Below are 20040 nucleotides of genomic sequence, written 5' to 3' on the forward strand. Positions count from 1 at the left end.
TTTTACGCTACGCTGTATTGCTCCTGACCGATAGCAGCGGCCAGTAACTGTTCCTGAGTCAGATTCTGATTGATGAAGTCACCGCACAGACGCCCTTCGCCCATCACCAGCACGCGGTCCGAGATGCCCAGCACTTCCGGCAGTTCGGACGACACCATGATGATGGCCACGCCCTGCGCAGCCAGTTCCAGAATCAGGCGGTAGATTTCGAATTTGGCCCCCACGTCGACGCCACGGGTAGGCTCATCGAGTATCAGCACCTGCGGCTCGGTCAGCAGCATCTTGGCCAGCACGGCCTTCTGCTGGTTGCCGCCCGAAAGCGCCGTGATCGACAATGCCGGACTAGCCGTCTTCAGCGCCAGCTGGCTAATCTGCTGATGGATCGCCAGCAGTTCCGCCGTACTATCGATGCGCGTCAGGCGCGTGTAGCGCTGCAGCACCGACAGGGTGATATTCGCGCCCACGCCCAGATCGGGCACGATGCCATGCTGCTTGCGGTCTTCCGGCACCAAGGCAAAGCCGTGCGCAATGGCCTGCAGCGGCGTACGGTTTTCCACCTTGCGCCCGTTCAGCCAGATTTCGCCTTCCGACATGCCGCCATACGCGCCAAACAGTTTGCTCACCAGTTCCGTGCGGCCCGCACCGACCAGCCCTGCAATGCCCAGCACCTCGCCTTTGCGCAGCGAGAACGACACATCATCGACCCGCTTGCGCGACGGCTGATCCGGGTCGTAGCAGCTGATATGGCGCGCTTCCAGCACCACTTCGCCCACTTCATGGGGAATGTGCGGATACATCTGGCTCATTTCGCGCCCCACCATCTGCGCCACGATGGTCGGCACATCCATCTGCGCCATCGGCGTGCTGGCGATATGCTGGCCGTCGCGGATCACCACCACGGTATCGCAGATTGCAGCCACTTCTTCCAGCTTGTGCGAAATGTAGACGCAGGCCACGCCTTTGGCTTTCAGGCCGCGCACGATCTCCAGCAGCACATCCGTCTCGGCCGCCGTCAGCGAAGCTGACGGCTCGTCCAGAATCAGCAGCTTGGCCTGTTTGTTGAGCGCCTTGGCGATTTCGATCAGCTGCTGGTGGCCGCCGCCATACTGCTTCACGGGCAGCACCACATTCACATCGGGCAGCTTGAGTTCGCGCAGCAGCGCTTCGGCGCGCTGGTTCATGGCCGGATAGTTCATGCGTCCACCCGGCAGCGTGAGCTCGTGGCCGAGGAAGATGTTTTCCGCCACCGACAACTCGGGCACCAGCATCAGTTCCTGATGGATGATGATGATGCCGGCCGCTTCCGTCTCGCGCACCGAGTGCGCGCGCAGCGGCTGGCCTTCCCACAGAATTTCGCCTTCCCAGCTGCCGTGCGGGTAGACCGCCGACAGCACCTTCATCAGAGTCGACTTGCCGGCGCCATTCTCGCCACACAGGCCGATGCACTCGCCGGGACGGATCTTCAGATCGATCCCGTTGAGCGCCGCCACACCGCCAAAACGCTTGACGATCTGGCGCATTTCAAACAGATATTCCGACATGCGTAGCGCCTTATTTACCGGCCAGCTGGGCCTGAGTGTAGAAGCCGTCCTTGACCAGCAGATCGACGTTGGCCGACGTCAGCAGGATAGGCTTGAGCAGCACCGTATCGACCTTCTTGTAGCCGTTATCGATCTGCGCCTGCGTCACCGGCTTCTCGCCGCGCACCAGTTGCACCGACAGCTTGGCCGCTTCGCCCGCGATCTGGCGCAGCGGTTTGTAGACCGTCATCGCCTGTGTACCGGCGATCACGCGGCGTACTGCCGCCAGATCGGCATCCTGGCCCGACACTGGCACCTTGCCGGCCAGCTTCTGCGCGGCCAGCGCCTGAATCGCACCACCTGCCGTGCCATCGTTCGAGGCCACTACCGCATCGATCTTGTTGCCATTCGCCGTCAGCGCATTTTCCACGATGGCCATGGCTTCGGCAGCGCTCCAGTCCTTGACCCACTGCTTGCCGACGATCTTGATCGCCCCCTTATCGACCAGCGGCTGCAGTACTTTGAGCTGGCCTTCGCGCAGCATCTTGGCGTTATTGTCGGTCGGCGCACCACCCAGCAGGTAGTAATTACCCTTGGGCTTCAGCTGTACCAGCGCCGTGGCCTGCAGTTCGCCCACCGCGGTATTGTCGAACGAAATGTAGGCATCCACATCGGCGTTCAGAATCAGACGGTCATACGACAGCACTTTGACCTTGGCCTTCTTGGCCTGACTGACAGCATTGGCCAGCACGGTAGCGTTGTACGGCACAATCACCAGCACATCCACGCCACGCGCAATCAGATTCTCGATCTGCGCCATCTGGCGCTGTTCGCTGGCGTCGGCCGACTGCACGTACACCTTGGCGCCCATCTGCTCGGCAGCGGCAACGAAATAGTCACGGTCACGGGTCCAGCGCTCGACGCGCAGGTCGTCGATGGAGAAGCCGATTTTAGGATGTTTGGCATCGGCGCTGGCCGGTGCACTGGCACACAGCGTAGCAATGGCCAGTGCCATAGCACTCAGAACATGTTTCATTAAAGCCTCCAGTAATTTTGTTATCGTCTGATTTTTATCGTCAGATTTGTATCGTCATATCTTAATGCCAGTAAGGGACGCTTGCTAGTGATTATGGCGCGGCATATCCTGCCCCACTGCGCGATAGTTCAGCGCCAGCTCCATGCAGGCACCCGACTGTAGCTGACCCACTGTAGCACGGTAGATTTCCTGCCATGGCGTCTGGCTAGGCGGCACCGGCGGAACCGGCTCGCTGGCGCGGCGCTGTGCCATTTCTTCATCGCTAAGCAGCACATCGCAGCTACCGGCGTGCAGATCGACCCGCACCGTATCGCCAGTGCGCAGCCATGCCAGATTGCCGCCAGCCGCACTTTCCGGCGACGCGTTGAGGATGGACGGGCTGTCCGAAGTACCGGACTGGCGGCCGTCACCCAGCGTCGGCAAGGCGGTAATGCCCTGCTTGATCAGCGCATCGGGCGGCTGCATATTCACCACTTCGGCCGAGCCGGGCCAGCCTATCGGGCCGGCGCCACGGATCACCAGCATGGTCTGGGCATCGATGCCGAGCGCCGGATCATTGATGCGGGTGTGGTAGTCATCGGCACCATCGAACACCACCACGCGGCATTCGAACACCCCTTCACGACCGGGTGTGGACAGATAGCGCTGGCGGAAATCGGCCGAAATCACGCTGGTCTTCATGATGGCAAAATCGAACAGATTGCCCTTGAGGACGAGGAAACCGGCCTGCGTCTTGAGCGGCTCGGCGAACGGCTTGATCATCTCGCGGTCGTTACTGGCGCGGCCCTGCAGATTCTGCGCCATGGTCTGCCCCGTCACGGTAGGACGCTCGCTGCGCAGCAGGCCGGCCTGCTGCAGTTCCCACATCACGGCGGGCACACCACCGGCACGGTGGAAGCGCTCGCCCAGATATTTACCGGCTGGCTGCATATTCAGCAGCAGCGGCACGTCGTAGCCGACCGCCATCCAGTCCTGCGGCGTGATCTCCACGCCGGCGTGTCGCGCCATTGCCATGATGTGCGGCTGGGCATTGGTAGAACCGCCGATGGCAGCATTGACCACAATCGCGTCGAGGAAAGCGTCACGCGTCAGAATCTGCGATGGCCGCACATCGTCCTGTGCCAGTCCAACGATGCGGCGCCCCGTTTCATAGGCGATCTGGCCGCGCTCGCGGTATGGCGCAGGAATCGCGGAGCACCCCGTCAGCGACATGCCCAGCGCTTCGGCCAGCGCATTCATGGTCGAAGCCGTGCCCATGGTATTGCAGTGGCCAGCCGATGGTGCCGAGGCTGTGGCGATCTGCAGAAACTGTTCGTTGTCGATCTGGCCTGCGGCCAATTGGCGCCGCCCCTTCCAGATCGCGGCACCGGAGCCCACCAGTTCACCGTTGAACCAGCCATCGAGCATCGGCCCGCCGGATAGGACGATGGCGGGCAGATCGAGCGTGGCGGCAGCCATCAGCTGGGCCGGCGTACTCTTGTCGCAGCCCGTCATCAGCACCACCGCATCGAGCGGATAGCCATGCAGAATTTCCACCAGCCCCAGATAGGCCAGATTGCGGTCGATCGCCGCCGTTGGCCGGCGGCAGTTTTCGAAGGTGGGATGAATCGGGAATTCCAGCGCAATCCCGCCCGCATCGCGGATGCCTTCGCGTACCCGCTTGGCCAGTTCCAGATGGATGCGGTTGCACGGATTGATGTCGCTGCCACTCTGGGCGATGCCGATGATGGGACGGCCGGAACGCAGTTCCTGCGCCGTGATCCCGTAGTTCATGAAGCGCTCCAGATACAGCGCCGTCATATCGATGCGTTCGGGATTGTCGAACCAGTCCTGCGAGCGGTAGCGCCGCGTTTTTTTATCCTGCTCGCTCATGCGCGGCCTCCCAGTTGCAGTACATGGGCCGGCAAGCCGGCGACTTCGCTGTGCAGCGTGAACAGCGCACCCGCTAGCGGCTGCTGCTCCAGCGCGGCGGCGGAGAGTTCTTTGCGCGCCGTGGTGATGAACACCGTGCGCAGATCCGGACCGCCGAATGCCAGCTTGGTGATGTTGGAGCATGGCAAAGCGATGCTGTCCAGATATTCGCCATCGGCACTGTAGCGTTCGATCCGGCTACCGCCGAAGATAGCGATCCACACGCGACCCAGCGTATCGACGGCCATGCCGTCCGGATGGCCGCCACGTCCGGCAAAGCGCGCGAACACGCGTTTGTCATGCAGCTGGCCAGCCGCATCGAGGCGGAAAGCAAAGGTCTGCAATCCCAGCGTATCGGTGTGGTACAGCGTCGCACCATCGGGACTGCAGGCGGGGCCATTGGTAATGATGTAGTGGCTGTCGGCACGGCGTGGTACGCCATCGGCGCCACAGCAGTACAGCGCGCCCGTCGCCAGCTGCTGGCCGTCGTCCATGGTGCCGAACCACAACCGGCCCTGGGCATCGACATAGCCGTCGTTACTGCGGTTGTTAGGCTGTTCCGGCTCGAGCGCGCAATAGTGGGTAAATGCGCCAGTGGCCGGATCGAAATACTGCAGGCTGCCTTTCAGGCCAGCCAGCCAGCGCCCGTTCGAGGTGGGCGTAAGAAAACCGATCTGCGCCGGTGCGTCCCAGCTCATGCGGCGGCCACCACGTGCATCGCAGCGATGAATGCGCTGCTGCTTGATATCGACAAAATACACACTGGCGCTAGGCGCGTGCCATAGCACGCCTTCACCCAGCGTCGCACCCACTTCCCACAAAACCTCGGGAGCGCTGTAATCCTGCATACTCATGCTCCGAACCATCCTGCATCCACGTAGTAATTACGACCGCTGCAGCGGCGCGCACCATTCGACGTGAGGAACAGCGCCATCGCGGCAACATCTTCCACCTCGACCCGCTCAGGCAGGCACTGTCCCGCCAGTATGCGCGCCTCTTCGTCCGGCGTATGCCACAGCGCCATCTGGCGCGGCGTGCGCACGGCACCGGGAATGATGCAATTGACGCGTATATGGTCAGGTCCGAGATCACGTGCCAGACCGCGCGTCATGCCTTCGATGGCGGCCTTGGCCGTCATGTACAGGCTCAGATTCGGCAGTGCCAGATGCCACGAGATCGAGCCCAGATTCAGGATCACGCCACCACCATCGGCACGCATGCCACGCGCCACGGCCTGCGCACAGAAGAACTGGTGGCGCAGATTGACTGCCATGCGCTCCTCCCAGTAGGCCGGCGTGACATCGGCGACGGCATGGCGGTCGTCATTTGCGCAGTTATTGATGAGCACATGGATCACGCCTGCCTGCTGCTCGATCTGCGCCATGGCCTGCGCCACAGCATCCAGATCAGCCATATTGCACGGCAGGTAGACGGGTGGCTGCGGCTGTGGGGCGAGTGCCGCCACCAGTTGCTGCGACGCCTGTTCGGCGATGTCGAGGAAGAACACGCGGGCGCCCTGCAGGCAGAAGGCGCGTACCATTTCTGCGCCTATCCCGCTACCGCCGCCCGTGATTACCACCGTGCGCCCAGCCAGTTCCTGATACTGCGGATAGACCAGCGTTTTGTCCGATTGATTCATCGACTACCTTTCTACAGACCGCGTGCGGCCAGATTTTGATACAGGGCACGCAGGCCGAAAGTCCAGGGTGGCAACTGATCGCTGCGCTGCACGCTGTTTTCCAGCGTGCCCAGCACCGGCGTCGAAATCCGCACCAGATCGCCCAGATGGTGGGTGAAGCCGGCGCCGCTCGCATCACGGTCCTTGGTCGGAGAGAACATGGTGCCGAGGAACAGCATGAAACCGTCTGGATACTGGTGATGGCGGCCATGGGCGTGCGCTACCAGTTCCAGCGGATCGCGGCTGATCTCGCGCATACGGCTGCTGCCTTGCAGCTCGAAGCCATCGTCCGTGCCACGAATCAGCAGGCTGACTTCCGCCGCACGGATCTGCTCGATGCCGAAGTGCTCGTCAAACAGGCGGATAAACGGGCCGATGGCACACGAAGCATTGTTATCCTTGGCCTTGCCCAGCAACAGCGCACTGCGTCCTTCGATATCGCGCAGATTCACATCGTTGCCCAGCGTGGCGCCGACTACATGGCCCTGGCTGTTCACGGCCAGCACAATTTCCGGTTCAGGGTTATTCCACTGCGAATCCGGATGCAGACCCACACTGGCACCGTGACCAACGGCCGACATCGGTTGCGCCTTGGTGAATACTTCGGCGTCGGGCCCTATGCCCACTTCCATGTATTGCGACCACAGGCCGCGCGCGATCAGATCCGCCTTGAGCCGCGCCGCCTGTTCCGAGCCGGGACGGATGGCTGACAGGTCGGCACCGATATGGCTCTGGATTTCCAGCCGCAGCGCGGCAGCACGCGACGGGTCGCCTTTGGCACGTTCCTCGATCACGCGTTCCAGCAAGCTGACGGCAAACGTGACGCCGCAAGCTTTGACGGCTTGCAGATCGCACGGCGCCAGCAGGCTGATATCGCCTTCGCTGGCCGACAGCACGGCATCCAGCGGGCCCAGCGATTCACCTTCAGCGTGGCGTATCACTTCCAGCACGTCGCTGCGTTCGAGCAGTTCCGACATGGTCGCCGCCTGCGCGCTGATATCCACCAGCTGGCCGGCACGCACGGTCACCACCGAAGGCCCGATGCCGGCACGCCAGACCCGGCCTACCAGCAATGCCCGCTCACTATCTTCCGGCAATATCGCCAACTTAGCATCTGTCACTTGTTTCGTCTCCTGCGTTAGGTAATTTATTCGACGGATCAGATGTTGCCTTGTGTGACCCGCCGCGGCAATTATGAAACTCACCAACGGCAGTCATGATTCCGCAGAGTTATTGCAAGCTCAGACGATAGATCGTGGTCTGGCGGTAAACCTGCCCCGGCCGCAGGATGGCAGCCGCCGCCTGAGGGCTATTGAGCTGGTCAGGAAAGTGGCCAGCTTCCAGACAGAAGCCGTCGTGGCGGGTGTACGGCCGCGCGGCATAGCCGCGTACACCGTCGAGATAATTACCACTATAAAACTGCAAGCCCGGCTCCGTCGTCGCCACCTGCAGGCAGCGGCCCGAACCGGGATCCACCACACGCGCCACTTCCCGTAACGGGCCGGAGCGACCTTCCGCACTATCACGCAGACAGAAACAGTGATCGAAGCCCTGCGCCAGCTGCAACTGCTGGTCGGGCCAGCACAGGCGCGCACCGATCGCGGCGGGACGACGGAAATCGAACGCTGTGCCGCTGACGGAAGTGCGCGCCAGCGGAATACCGCTGGCATCGGTGGCCAGATATTCGTCGGCATCGATCTGCAGCATGTGGTCGCCCACATCGGCAATGCCGCCGTTGAGGTTGAAGTAAGGATGGGCCGTCAGGCTGATCGGCGTGGCCGCATCGCTGATCGCCTGATAGTCGATACGCAGCGCGCCCCGGTCATCAAGCTGATAGCGCACACAGACTTCCAGCTGGCCGGGAAAGCCGGCGTCACCTGCTGGCGAAGTCAGGCGCAGCGACACCCCCTCCTCGTCGGCCGCACCTTCCCAGCGCAGCATATGAAAACCCAGCGGGCCGCCGTGCAGGTGATTGCCGCGGTCATTAACCACCGTCTGCACGGGCTGACCATCGAGCTCGAAGCGGCCCGCGGCAATCCGGTTCGCCCAGCGTCCGATGATGGCGCCCAGATAGACCTGATTGTCGCGATAGGCCGCATGCTCGGCATAACCGAGCACCACATCGGCCTGACGGCCATAACGGTCAGGCGCCTTCCACGCAACCAGCGCTGCGCCGCGCTCGCTGATGGTGACTTTCATGCCATCGGCGTTACGCAGTTCAAAGAGCTGGTCCTGCGCCTCGGCGTCGGCGCCCGTATCGGCCATGCTGTCTATCATCACTAAACAATTCCTTCGTAAGTAGCCGGTGCGGCATGGCGGTCTTCTGCGGCGCGCTGCTGATAGGCACGCGGAGTGCAGCCTAGCTCGCGCTTGAAGACCAGATGCATATACTGGCTGGAGGTGAAACCACATTTGAGCGCAACATCGACCAGATTGCAGTCGCCATTCGACAGGATGGCGGTGGCCGCCTCCAGCCGGAAGCGCAGGATCTGGTCATGCACGCTGTAACCGAGTTCGCGGCGGAAATAAGCTTCCAGCGAGGAGCGCGAAATACCCACATAATCAGCCACCTGATCGGTCTTGATGCCCTGACAGGCGTACTGGCGGATGAAGTGGCAAGCCCGCATCACATACGGGTGGCGCGTCGCTTCATGCTTGCTCGAAGCGAGCACATTGATGCCGGCCGGCGGCACCAGTATGCAGGTATTATTCAGGCGTACGCCGTGCAGCATCTGGTCCAGCAGGTGGGCAGCCGTGCGGCCCATTTCCTGTGCGCCCTGAATGACCGAGCTCAGCGGAATACGCGTGAGCATGCGCGCCAGCGGATCGTTATCGATGCCTATCAAAGCCACCTGCTCCGGTACGGCGATACCGGCCAGCATGCAGGCCTGCATCAGCTGACGGGCCCGTGCATCCGTCACGGCGATAATGCCGACCGGCTTAGGCAGGCTGTGCAGCCAGCGGATCTGCTGTTCTACCGCCTCATCCCAGGACTGTGCGCTGGTGGCCAGACCACGGAAGATTTCCACATTAAAGCGCTCGCGCTGCATCAGTGCAGTAAAGGCTTTCTCGCGTTCCTGCCCCCAGCGATTGCCCTCTGCTTCCGGCAGCGAGAACAGGGCAAAGTGGCGCAAGCCCGCTTCGATCAGATGGTCATAGGCCAGCTTGATCAGCTTGAAGTTATCCGTCGCCACATAAGGCACGCCACGGGGATAGTCTGCCGGATTGGCATACGAGCCCCCCACCGCCACCACGGGGATCTTGCTTTCGGCCAGAGCAGCGGCAACGGCAGGATCATCGAAATCCGCGATGATGCCGTCGCCCTGCCACTTCTCGATGCCGGGCAGGCGCAAACGGAAGTCCTCCTCCAGAAACAGGTCCCACGAACTGCGGGTGCTGGACAGGTATTCCGCGATGCCGGTAATCACTTCCCGGTCAAAAATCTTATTCGCGTTAAACAGCAACGCGACGCGATGCGTTTTAGTCGTCGACATGGCGACGGTCTCCTCAACCTTGTATTTTTTATAGGTATGCCAGCATTCTGCCGTGCTAAGGCAGCGGGCTCAATTATGAAAATCACCAAATGGCCTTGCAATTATGCATGGCTATAGTTTGTTTTCTGGCAAATTTAGTACAAAAACATACAAGAGATCGGACAACTGACAACTTTCTACAACAGGCATCCTGTCGAACGCCGATTGATCCGCGCAGAAATGCAAAAAGCCGGCATTTCGCCGGCTTTCTGAACTCTTACATGCGCACCGTCAGGAGCGCAGAACTAGATTTACTTCACTTCAACCACCGTCGCCGTAGCGATAGGCTTGAGGATCTTGACCTTGGCCTTCTGCTTCAGCAGTTCGATGTAGTCATGCATTTCCTGCTGGGCAGTGATGTTGTTGATCTGCTCGGCCTCCGCTTTGCGACGCTCTTCATCCTGCACCGCTGGCTGCTGCACTTTGCTGATGCGATACACGCCATAGCCCAGCCCCGGCACATCCACGCCCACATAGGCTGGCAGCTTGGTGGTGTCGGCTTTCATGATGTCCTGCATGGCCAGACCGTTGATGCCTTCCGGCTTGGAACGCGACACCAGTTTGGCCGCAGCGAAACCGCTGGCATCGCCCGATTTCTTGAAAGCCGCCAGTTTCTCGGCACCCGCCTTGGCCGCCAGTTTGGCCGCTTCTTCCATCGTCACGCGCTGACGGATCGCCGCATCCACTTCGGCCAGAGGACGCTTGCTGGCTGGCTTGAACTCGACAATACGGCCAGCTACCAGCGTGCTCGGTGCCGTTTCCACGGCTTCCGTATTGCGCTTGCTGCTGATCGATTCGTTCGAGAACAGTGCAGTCAGGAACTTGGCGTTGTTGTATGGCGCAGCGCCAGCGGCAGGACCCGGCGTGCGGCTGACATTGCTGGCGCTTTCGATTTTCAGGCCCAGCTTGTCAGCCACCGGCTTCAGGCTGTCAGCCTGTTCGTACACGGTGTTGGAGAAGGTTTCGGCCATTTCCGAATATTTCTTGGCGGCTTTCTGCTTTTTGAGTACTGCGGCCACTTCGCTCTTCGCTTCCTCCAGCGGCTTGACCACGGCTGGCTTGAGTGCGGTCACGGTCAGTACGTGGAAGCCGTAGTCGGACTGGACGGCATCGCTGATCTCGCCCTGCTTCAGTTTCAGTACGGCAGCTTCTACCGGCGCTGGCAGCGCGCCCTTGGTGACGATATCGAGATCGCCACCCTGCTCGGCCGATACGGCATCGTCGGATTTGGCTTTAGCCACTTTGGCAAAGTCAGCCGGTGCTTTACGCAGTTCGGCCACGATCGCTTCGGCTTTGGCTTTGGCAGCGGCCACTTCGGCAGCGCTAGCGCCTTTTTTCACAGCCACCAGCACGTGTGCTGCACGACGGCTTTCCGGCGTGGTGAAACCAGCCTGATTGGCGTTGTAATAGGTAGCCACTTCAGCATCCGACACGCTGATCTGGCTCAGCACGGAGTCGCTATTAAATACCACGTATTCGATTTTGGCCTGTTCGGGCACTTCGAAGAACTTGGCGTTCTTGTCATAGAAAGCTTTGACCATCTCGTCCGTGACTTTGACCTGTGGCACGAAGTCAGCCACTGGCAGCAGCAGCTCCTGTACTTCGCGTTCCTGGGCACCGATGTCGGACAGGGTTTTCGCCACGGCACGTGGAGCGAAGCCCGTTGCCTGTACGGCGTTGCCCAGCTGTTGCAGGGTCAGGTCGCGGCGCAGACGCTGGTCATACATGGATGGCGTCATGCCCTGGGCGGCCAGAATCGACTTGTAGCGCTCCATGTCGAACGCGCCTTCGCCACCGAACTGCTCCTTGATCACGCGCTGCAGCAGCGCATCGCTCACGGTCAAGTGGGAACGCAGCACTTCCGCAGCAATGGCGCGCTCGGCGATCAGCTGGAACAGCAGGTTCTGCTTGAACTCGGGGGTGTCGAACATTTTCTGGTCGAACTGGGCGCCCAGACGCTGGCGATAATTGTCCAGCTGGTTACGCACGGCGTTATCGAATTCCTGCTGAGTCAGCGGCTTGCCATCGATTTTAGCAATCGTATTGGCGTCGTCACCGAAGCTCTTATAACTACCGATGCCGACGAAGGCGAACGATGGCACGATGATGATCGCCAGGAAAATCTGCATCAGGCGTTGATGGGTACGAATAAATTCAAACATGGTCTGCCAATTCGGATTGAGTGGGACTTGCACATACAAAAACGGCGAACTCGCGTTCGCCGATTCCAGTTGGCCGATTTTACAGTGCAGCCCCCTCTATAGCAAGTGCAAATCCTTGGCAAAACAGACACATTGCAACGCCCGAAAAACAAAAGGCCCGCCGTAGCGAGCCCTCTACCTTCAGCCAGCTATCCTAGCGCTGACGACGGCGCCGTGCCACGACGCCCAGCAAGGCCAGACCGCCCAGCAGCATGCCATAGGTTTCCGGCTCCGGCACTGCCGCGACGCTCACCCGATCCAGCAGCGCGCCCTGATTATCGGCACCCTGATCGATGAAACTGAAGCCCACTTTACCCGTACCCGTCGCCACGTAGTTCATGGTGAAGGTCTGGAAGCCATCCGTCGCCGCACGGGTGAAAGTCTGGCTGCCGCTACCGAAATTCACCACCACCGTGTCCGTGCCCGCGGCACGGTTATTCCCCGCCAGATCGAAACTCAGGGTGTAGCTCATGCCGTTGACGACATCGATGGAGTTGGCAAAGATACCGGACTTGCCGGTCGAACCATCGAGGTCGATGTAACGGCCATTGCCCGGCACCAGATCGAAAAAGCCCGGCGCACCGATAATATCGACCGTGCCACCACTGACAGACCAGCCGCCATTAAAAGCAATCGCATTCAGCCCTAGCGTATCGGTATCGAAATTATCGCTAAACAATGGCGCAGCCTGCGCTGCCGATGCCCCCAGCAGTGCTGCCGAAACGAGCAGTTTTTTAAATACCATAATGCACCCCCTATTAAAAATGTTCATTTAAGAACGTGGTTGACGTTCAAACATCTTACAAGGGTGCTAATAAAACCCTGCGCACGATACGATTAATTAATTTTTATTTCCGGATGAATAAAAAATCTCCGGTTTTATTAATCGGACGCACAAAAAGAAAAACCCCGTAGCTAATATTTAGCGACGGGGTATCTTGTTCTTGGCGGAGCGGACGGGACTCGAACCCGCGACCCCCGGCGTGACAGGCCGGTATTCTAACCAACTGAACTACCGCTCCTATACGAGTACTGTGGTTTTGTTGGCGGAGCGGACGGGACTCGAACCCGCGACCCCCGGCGTGACAGGCCGGTATTCTAACCAACTGAACTACCGCTCCAGCAAAACACACTAGGTACTGCTAACTTCTGATTACTGCATTCTACTACATCTTACTGCTTGCTACTAGCGCCAAACTGGTGGGCGGTGAGAGGCTCGAACTCCCGACCTAAGCCTTGTAAGGGCTCCGCTCTACCAACTGAGCTAACCGCCCAATTTCGCGCTTTGGTGAGCTTGCTGTTGTCAGCTGCTCACCGAAGTCCGTTAGTTTACAGCATCTTTCAAAGCTTTACCAGCTTTAAATTTAGGAACTTTTGCTGCTTCGATGGTGATTTCTTCTTTGGTGCGTGGATTGCGGCCGGTACGGGCAGCGCGCTCGCTCACCGAGAAGGTGCCAAAGCCGACCAGGGTGACGCTGTCGTTCTTTTGCAGAGTGGTGGTTACGCCATCGATCACCGCGTCCAGTGCGCGTGCTGCGGCAGCTTTCGAAATATCAGCGGTCGCTGCGATATGGTCGATCAATTCAGTCTTATTCAAAGCAATTCCCCGTCACAAAGGTTATATCATTTTAGCCTGCGTTAGCGTGCATTTAACTGCAAACTGGCAGGTCTGGAAAAATCTCAGGCCGTATTAAACAAGCCAGCCTGTACTTATGTCAAGGACTGCACTATAGAAATACCGCGCAAAATAACAAACGGGCGCTATAAAAGCGCCCGTTTGTGGTGTCAGCGAGAATTAATCGCTTATCCGCCTAAGAAATGTGCTCCCGGCCGATTAATGCTTGACCACTTCGGCCTGGCCATCAGGCTTGGCTGCAGCAGCGGCCACCGCTTCTACCGGCGCCGTTTCCGCCAGTGGTTCCGGCAGACGCTCGAGGGCGATTTCCAGCACTTTATCGATCCAGCGTACCGGCACGATCTCCAGCTTGTTTTTCACATTGTCCGGAATATCGGCCAGATCCTTGACGTTCTGCTCGGGGATCAGCACGGTCTTGATACCACCGCGCTGCGCCGCCAGCAGCTTCTCTTTCAGACCACCGATAGGCAGCACTTCGCCACGCAGCGTGATTTCACCCGTCATCGCCACATCGGCACGCACCGGAATGCCCGTGAATACCGACACCATGGCCACCGTCATGGCAGCGCCGGCCGATGGACCATCTTTCGGCGTCGCACCTTCCGGCACGTGGATGTGGATATCGCTCTTCTCGAACACTTCGTTCTTGATGCCGAGGCGCTGGGCACGGCTGCGCACCACCGTGCGTGCCGCTTCGATCGACTCTTTCATCACGTCGCCCAGCGTACCGGTACGGATAACCCCGCCCTTGCCCGGCATCGACACGGCTTCGATGGTCAGCAGATCGCCACCCACTTCCGTCCATGCCAGACCGACTACCTGACCGATCTGGTTATCCTTCTCGGCCACGCCGAAATCGTAACGGCGCACACCGAGGAATTTATCCAGATTTTTCGACGTCACGGCGATCTTCTTGTCGGACTTCTTCAGCAACAGCATCTTCACTACCTTGCGGCAGATCTTCGATACTTCGCGCTCGAGCGAACGCACACCGGCTTCACGCGTGTAGTAGCGGATGATGTCGCGCAAAGCCGATTCGGCTACGGAAATCTCGTCCTCTTTCAGACCATTGTTCTTGATCTGTTTCGGCAGCAGATAGCGCTGGGCGATACTGGTTTTCTCGTCCTCCGTGTAACCGGACAGACGGATCACTTCCATACGGTCCAGCAGTGCTGGCGGGATGTTGTAGGAATTCGAGGTCGCCACGAACATCACATCGGACAGATCGAAATCGACTTCGATGTAGTGGTCCGAGAACGTGTGGTTCTGTTCCGGATCGAGCACTTCCAGCAGCGCCGAAGAAGGATCGCCACGGAAGTCCGCGCCCATCTTGTCGATCTCGTCAAGCAGGAACAGCGGGTTGCGCACACCGACCTTGGCCAGCGATTGCAGCACCTTGCCCGGCATCGAGCCGATGTAGGTACGACGGTGACCGCGGATCTCTGCTTCATCACGCACACCACCGAGTGCCATACGCACGAATTTACGGTTGGTGGCACGGGCAATCGACTGACCCAGCGAGGTTTTACCCACGCCCGGAGGACCAACGAAGCACAGAATCGGCGCTTTCAGCTTGTCAACGCGCTGCTGCACTGCCAGATATTCCAGAATGCGCTCTTTGACTTTTTCCAGACCGTAATGGTCGCCTTCGAGCACTTTCTCGGCGTTCGACAGATCGTTGTTAACCTTGGATTTTTTCTTCCAAGGCAGGCTGACCAGCGTATCGATATAGTTACGCACTACGGTCGCCTCGGCCGACATCGGCGACATCAGCTTGAGTTTTTTCAGCTCGGCATTGGCCTTGTCCAGAGCCTCTTTCGGCATCTTGGCGGCCGCCACTTTCTTCTCCAGCTCGTCCAGATCGGCACCGTCTTCGCCCTCGCCCAGTTCTTTCTGGATGGCTTTGACCTGCTCGTTCAGGTAGTACTCGCGCTGCGACTTCTCCATCTGGCGCTTGACGCGGCCACGGATACGTTTTTCCACCTGCAGAATATCGAGCTCGCCTTCGAGCTGACCCAGCAGATGTTCCAGACGCTTGGTCACACTGAAGATTTCCAGAATGACTTGCTTCTGTTCGAGTTTCAGCGGCAGATGGGCAGCCACCGTATCGGCCAGACGACCGGCATCATCGATACCCGACAGCGAAGCGAGGATCTCTGGTGGAATTTTCTTGTTGAGTTTGACGTACTGGTCAAACTGCTGAACGATGGCGCGGCGCATTGCTTCGATTTCCGAATCGTCGCCCTGCTCCGAATCGAGCGGCGTCAGATCGGCCACGAAGTGGGCCGGCGTATCGGTGATACGGTTGATGCGTGCACGCTGAGCGCCTTCCACCAGCACCTTGACGGTGCCGTCCGGCAGTTTCAGCATTTGCAGAATATTGGCCACGCAGCCGATTTCATAGATATCGGCAGCAGAAGGTTCGTCCTTGGCAGCGGCTTTTTGGGCGGCAAGCATGATGCTCTTGCCTTGTTCCATAGCGGCTTCCAGCGCCTTAATCGATTTTGGGCGTCCTACGAACAGCGGTATCACCATATGCGGGAAAACTACAACGTCCCGCAGCGGCAATAACGGCAGTTGAGTTTGCTCAGTTAATTTGGAAGTTGTCATGGCGTACCTTATGTGAAAGCGTGTTTATGATGTGGGCGCGAAGCACCAGATCACAAGACCGTTAACGTTAATTTGTTCTTCTAAACAAAGAATATTTCCGTATAACGATATAACTCTAAAAGCAGCAGTAAAACTCGGAAATAAAAAAGCCACGCGTGACAAACGATGCTGTCACGAGTGGCTTTCCGTTTGAAGCCTGCGTACTCTTATTGAGTCAAATTGTACCGCCTTGCCCCGCAGATGCGAAATGAAATTTGTCGAAGTGCGCGGCAAGTGTGCACAAGTTAATTAATTCTCACCAGAGGCTTTAGCGGCTTCTTCATAAATCAGCAATGGTTTCGCGCCGCTGGTAATCGTATTTTCATCGATCACCACTTTGGTCACATTGCTTTCATTGGGCAGTTCGTACATGGTATCGAGCAGCGCGTGTTCGAGGATGGAACGCAGACCGCGTGCACCCGTTTTGCGTGCCAGCGCTTTTTTGGCAATGGCGTGCAGTGCCGCAGGACGGACTTCCAGTTCGGCGCCTTCCATGTCGAGCAGCTTGGCGTACTGTTTGACCAGTGCATTCTTAGGCTCGACCAGAATCTGGATCAGCGCTTCTTCCGTCAGTTCGGCCAGCGTGGCCACCACCGGCAGACGACCGACCAGTTCCGGAATCAGACCGAATTTGATCAGATCTTCCGGTTCGGCTTCCTGCAGCACGTCGGAAGCGCTACGCTCTTCCTTGCTCTTCACAGTAGCAGCGAAACCGATGCCGGATTTTTCCGAACGGTCGGAAATCACTTTGGCCAGACCGTCGAACGCACCACCGCAGATGAACATGATGTTGGTGGTATCGATCTGTACGAAGTCCTGATTAGGATGCTTGCGGCCACCTTGTGGTGGTACCGAAGCCATGGTGCCTTCGATCAGTTTCAGCAGCGCCTGCTGCACGCCCTCGCCCGACACGTCGCGGGTAATCGAAGGATTGTCCGATTTACGCGAAATCTTGTCGATCTCGTCGATATAGACGATGCCGCGCTGAGCCTTCTCTACATCGTAGTTGCAGCTTTGCAGCAGCTTCTGAATGATGTTTTCCACGTCCTCGCCCACATAACCGGCTTCGGTCAGGGTGGTAGCGTCGGCGATCACGAACGGCACGTTGAGCATGCGCGCCAGCGTCTGGGCCAGCAGGGTCTTGCCGGAGCCGGTAGGGCCGACCAGCAGAATGTTGCTCTTGGCCAGTTCGATGTCGTCTTTTTTGCCCAGATGCTTTAGGCGCTTGTAGTGGTTGTACACCGCTACCGACAGAATGCGCTTGGCGGTCTGCTGGCCGATCACATACTGGTCGAGCAGATCCTTGATTTCGGACGGCGTCGGCAGATCCGACTTGGTGCCCGCGACGGCCTCGATGGCCGAGGTTTCATCACGAATGATGTCATTGCACAGATCGATGCACTCATCGCAGATGAAGACCGAAGGGCCGGCGATAAGTTTCTTTACCTCGTGCTGACTTTTGCCGCAAAACGAGCAGTACAGTAATTTTTCGCCGCTGGAGGTTTTTTTGTCTGACATGGGGCTTTATCTAATAGTTACAGTAGGATGCGACGTCGCTGGAATATGTTATACAAATTTTAACTTAACTATCCCAACACCACGCATCTACCTGACATGCTACCTGAAATAAAAACGAAACGCCCGAACGATGGATCGCCCGGGCGTCTCTTTAGCAATGCTGCACTGGATGCATCAAGCCCGGTTGGTCAACATCTTGTCGATCAAGCCGTACTCTACCGCTTCTTCAGCCGACATGAAACGGTCACGATCCGTGTCTTTGGCGATCTGTTCCACGGTTTGACCCGTACGTTCGGCCATGATGGTGTTCAGACGGTGACGCAGATACAGGATTTCCTTGGCCTGGATCTCGATGTCCGAAGCCATACCCTGCGAACCGCCCGAAGGCTGGTGAATCATGATACGCGAGTTAGGCAGCGAGAAACGCTTGCCCTTGGCGCCAGCGGCCAGCAGGAAGGCGCCCATGGAGGCGGCCATGCCGGTGCACAGCGTCGATACATCAGGCTTGATGAACTGCATGGTATCAAAAATCGCCAGACCGGCCGACACCGAGCCGCCAGGGGAATTGATGTAGAGCGAGATGTCTTTGTCCGGATTTTCGCTTTCCAGGAACAGCATCTGGGCGACAATCAGATTAGCCATCTGGTCGTGCACAGGGCCGACCATGAAAATGACCCGTTCCTTCAGCAGGCGCGAGTAAATGTCATACGAACGCTCGCCGCGACCGCTTTGTTCGACCACCATCGGCACGAGGCCGAGCATTTCAGTGTCCAGCGCTGGATTACGGTTCATACCAGTCATTCTATTTCCTTGTGAAGCAGCATAAAGCCGGAGTTGGCATCTTACCGCATCCGGCTTTTTCTGTATTACGCTTGTACGTTGCTTCCCATCAACTCGTCAAACGCTACTTCTTTCGACGAGGTTTTCGACAGGCCCAGTACGTAGTTGACGACGTTTTCTTCCAATACAAGGGCTTCGACTTCGGCCAGACGACGACGGTCGCTGTAGTAGTACTTCAGCACTTCGCGTGGATCTTCGTAGCTCTGGGCGAAGTCTTCGATCTGGGCTTTGACCTGTTCAGGCTGAGCTTGCAGATTGTTTTCGTTAACCAGTTGCGACAGGATCAGACCCAGACGTACGCGACGCTCGGCTTTGTCTTTGAACAGTTCTGGTGGGAATGGAACGTCTTTCACGTTCATGCCGCGCTGTGCCATGTCCTGACGGGTCATTTCGGCCAGACGCTCGGTGTCCTGAGCGATCAGCACTTCTGGCACGTCCAGCGTGGCGGTTTTCACCAGCGCTTCCATCACGGCTTCTTTATTGCGTGCTTTCACGCGGCCAGCGACTTCACGTTCCAGATTGACTTTGATGTCTTCGCGCATTTTAGCCACGTCGCCATCGGCTACGCCCAGCGATTTAGCGAACTCGGCGTCCACTTCTGGCAGGTGGGCCCATTCCAGTTTCTTCAGGGTGATGGTGAACGAGGCGGTTTTGCCGGCCACGTCTTTACCATGGTAGTCCTCTGGGAAGGCCAGTGGGAAGGTCTTGGCTTCGCCCACTTTCAGACCCACGGTGGCGGCTTCAAATTCTGGCAGCATGCGGCCTTCGCCCAGCACGAAAGCGTAGTCGTCAGCTTTACCGCCTGGGAATTCCACGCCGTCGATCGAACCAACGAAGTCCACGGTCACGCGGTCGCCGTTCGCAGCGATTGCTTCGCCGCCGTCGCCGTGTTCGCCAGCTTCACCTTTGGTGTGGAAGTGCACGCGCTGTTTGCGCAGGATGTCGATGGTCTTGTCGATTTCGACTTCCGATACGGCCGCTTTCACGGTTTCGATTTCTACGGTGGTCAGGTCGCCGATCACGACTTCTGGGTACACTTCGAAGGTAGCGTCGAAGCTCAGAACGCCATCAGCCGAACCTTCTTTAGGTTCGATGCGTGGGTAGCCAGCAACGCGCAGTTGCGCTTCGTTAGCAGCGTCGTTGAACGCACGGCCAACTTTGTCGTTCAGCACTTCGGTTTCGATCTGATAACCGTATTGTGCGGCGACCATTTTCAGAGGCACTTTACCTGGACGGAAGCCCGGTGCTTTAGCCGTTTTGGCTTGCACTTTCAGGCGCTTCTCAACTTCAGCGCGGACCTCGGTCAGCGGGAAGGAGATCGTGATACGACGTTCAAGTTTGCCCAAGGTTTCGACTGCAGTTGCCATGTAAAAATCGTCCAAAAAATAAGTAATACTGTTGGTGCGAGGAGGGGGACTCGAACCCCCACACCATTGCTGGCGTCAGGACCTAAACCTGGTGCGTCTACCAATTTCGCCATCCTCGCGGCTTGTTTGCACAAAAGCAAAGGGCGATCCG

15 protein-coding genes and 4 tRNA genes are annotated in these 20040 nt (G+C 58.4%); all 19 read right to left on the minus strand.

The genetic code is table 11. The annotated features are described in order from the left end of the window. Positions 1-2: 2 nt before the first annotated feature. The 19 genes from xylG to ABNT42_RS14930 all read right to left on the minus strand — a co-directional run bounded on the left by xylG (position 3) and on the right by ABNT42_RS14930 (position 20008). Positions 3-1541, minus strand: coding sequence for a D-xylose ABC transporter ATP-binding protein (xylG, locus tag ABNT42_RS14840; protein ID WP_348698215.1), 1539 nt, complete (start codon positions 1539-1541; stop codon positions 3-5). Positions 1542-1551: 10 nt separating this feature from the next. Continuing rightward, entirely contained in the window at positions 1552-2556 is a 1005-nt protein-coding gene (gene xylF, locus ABNT42_RS14845) for a D-xylose ABC transporter substrate-binding protein (protein WP_348698217.1), read from the minus strand. A gap of 84 nt (positions 2557-2640) precedes the next feature. Beyond that, positions 2641-4428 (minus strand): IlvD/Edd family dehydratase, encoded by a 1788-nt coding sequence (locus ABNT42_RS14850; protein ID WP_348698219.1) that lies wholly within the window; start codon positions 4426-4428, stop codon positions 2641-2643. Further along, on the minus strand, positions 4425-5321 hold the full coding sequence (locus ABNT42_RS14855; RefSeq protein WP_348698221.1) for an SMP-30/gluconolactonase/LRE family protein: 897 nt from the start codon (positions 5319-5321) through the stop codon (positions 4425-4427). The genes ABNT42_RS14850 and ABNT42_RS14855 overlap by 4 nt, the downstream gene beginning before the upstream one ends. Further along, positions 5318-6106, minus strand: coding sequence for an SDR family oxidoreductase (locus tag ABNT42_RS14860; RefSeq protein ID WP_348698223.1), 789 nt, complete (start codon positions 6104-6106; stop codon positions 5318-5320). The genes ABNT42_RS14855 and ABNT42_RS14860 overlap by 4 nt, the downstream gene beginning before the upstream one ends. 11 nt (positions 6107-6117) lie before the next feature. Beyond that, positions 6118-7266: a fumarylacetoacetate hydrolase family protein gene (locus ABNT42_RS14865; protein WP_348698225.1), complete on the minus strand. Its 1149-nt coding sequence runs from the start codon at positions 7264-7266 to the stop codon at positions 6118-6120. Between the two features lie 109 nt (positions 7267-7375). Then, positions 7376-8422, minus strand: coding sequence for an aldose epimerase family protein (locus ABNT42_RS14870; RefSeq protein WP_348698859.1), 1047 nt, complete (start codon positions 8420-8422; stop codon positions 7376-7378). Between the two features lie 2 nt (positions 8423-8424). After that, a complete protein-coding gene (locus tag ABNT42_RS14875; protein WP_348698227.1) occupies positions 8425-9639 on the minus strand; it encodes a DNA-binding transcriptional regulator in 1215 nt (404 codons plus the stop codon). 290 nt (positions 9640-9929) lie between these two features. Next, positions 9930-11840: a SurA N-terminal domain-containing protein gene (locus tag ABNT42_RS14880; protein ID WP_348698229.1), complete on the minus strand. Its 1911-nt coding sequence runs from the start codon at positions 11838-11840 to the stop codon at positions 9930-9932. 193 nt (positions 11841-12033) lie between these two features. After that, positions 12034-12624 (minus strand): PEP-CTERM sorting domain-containing protein, encoded by a 591-nt coding sequence (locus ABNT42_RS14885; RefSeq protein WP_348698231.1) that lies wholly within the window; start codon positions 12622-12624, stop codon positions 12034-12036. Between the two features lie 200 nt (positions 12625-12824). Next, positions 12825-12901: transfer RNA gene (locus ABNT42_RS14890), tRNA-Asp, on the minus strand. Between the two features lie 22 nt (positions 12902-12923). Beyond that, positions 12924-13000 (minus strand) — tRNA-Asp (locus ABNT42_RS14895). A 77-nt stretch (positions 13001-13077) separates the two neighbouring features. Further along, positions 13078-13153: transfer RNA gene (locus ABNT42_RS14900), tRNA-Val, on the minus strand. Positions 13154-13203: 50 nt separating this feature from the next. After that, positions 13204-13476 (minus strand): HU family DNA-binding protein, encoded by a 273-nt coding sequence (locus ABNT42_RS14905; protein ID WP_155435929.1) that lies wholly within the window; start codon positions 13474-13476, stop codon positions 13204-13206. 237 nt (positions 13477-13713) lie between these two features. Continuing rightward, positions 13714-16125 (minus strand): endopeptidase La, encoded by a 2412-nt coding sequence (lon, locus tag ABNT42_RS14910; RefSeq protein ID WP_348698233.1) that lies wholly within the window; start codon positions 16123-16125, stop codon positions 13714-13716. 288 nt (positions 16126-16413) lie between these two features. Beyond that, positions 16414-17682: an ATP-dependent Clp protease ATP-binding subunit ClpX gene (gene clpX / locus ABNT42_RS14915; RefSeq protein WP_348698234.1), complete on the minus strand. Its 1269-nt coding sequence runs from the start codon at positions 17680-17682 to the stop codon at positions 16414-16416. A gap of 174 nt (positions 17683-17856) precedes the next feature. Continuing rightward, positions 17857-18483, minus strand: coding sequence for an ATP-dependent Clp endopeptidase proteolytic subunit ClpP (gene clpP, locus ABNT42_RS14920; RefSeq protein ID WP_348698236.1), 627 nt, complete (start codon positions 18481-18483; stop codon positions 17857-17859). A 65-nt stretch (positions 18484-18548) separates the two neighbouring features. Continuing rightward, positions 18549-19889: a trigger factor gene (gene tig / locus ABNT42_RS14925; RefSeq protein ID WP_348698239.1), complete on the minus strand. Its 1341-nt coding sequence runs from the start codon at positions 19887-19889 to the stop codon at positions 18549-18551. A 32-nt stretch (positions 19890-19921) separates the two neighbouring features. Continuing rightward, positions 19922-20008 (minus strand) — tRNA-Leu (locus ABNT42_RS14930). Between the last annotated feature and the right edge of the window lie 32 nt (positions 20009-20040).

Origin of the sequence: Duganella fentianensis, from assembly GCF_964031615.1 — a bacterium.
Lineage (GTDB): Bacteria > Pseudomonadota > Gammaproteobacteria > Burkholderiales > Burkholderiaceae_D > Rugamonas > Rugamonas fentianensis_A.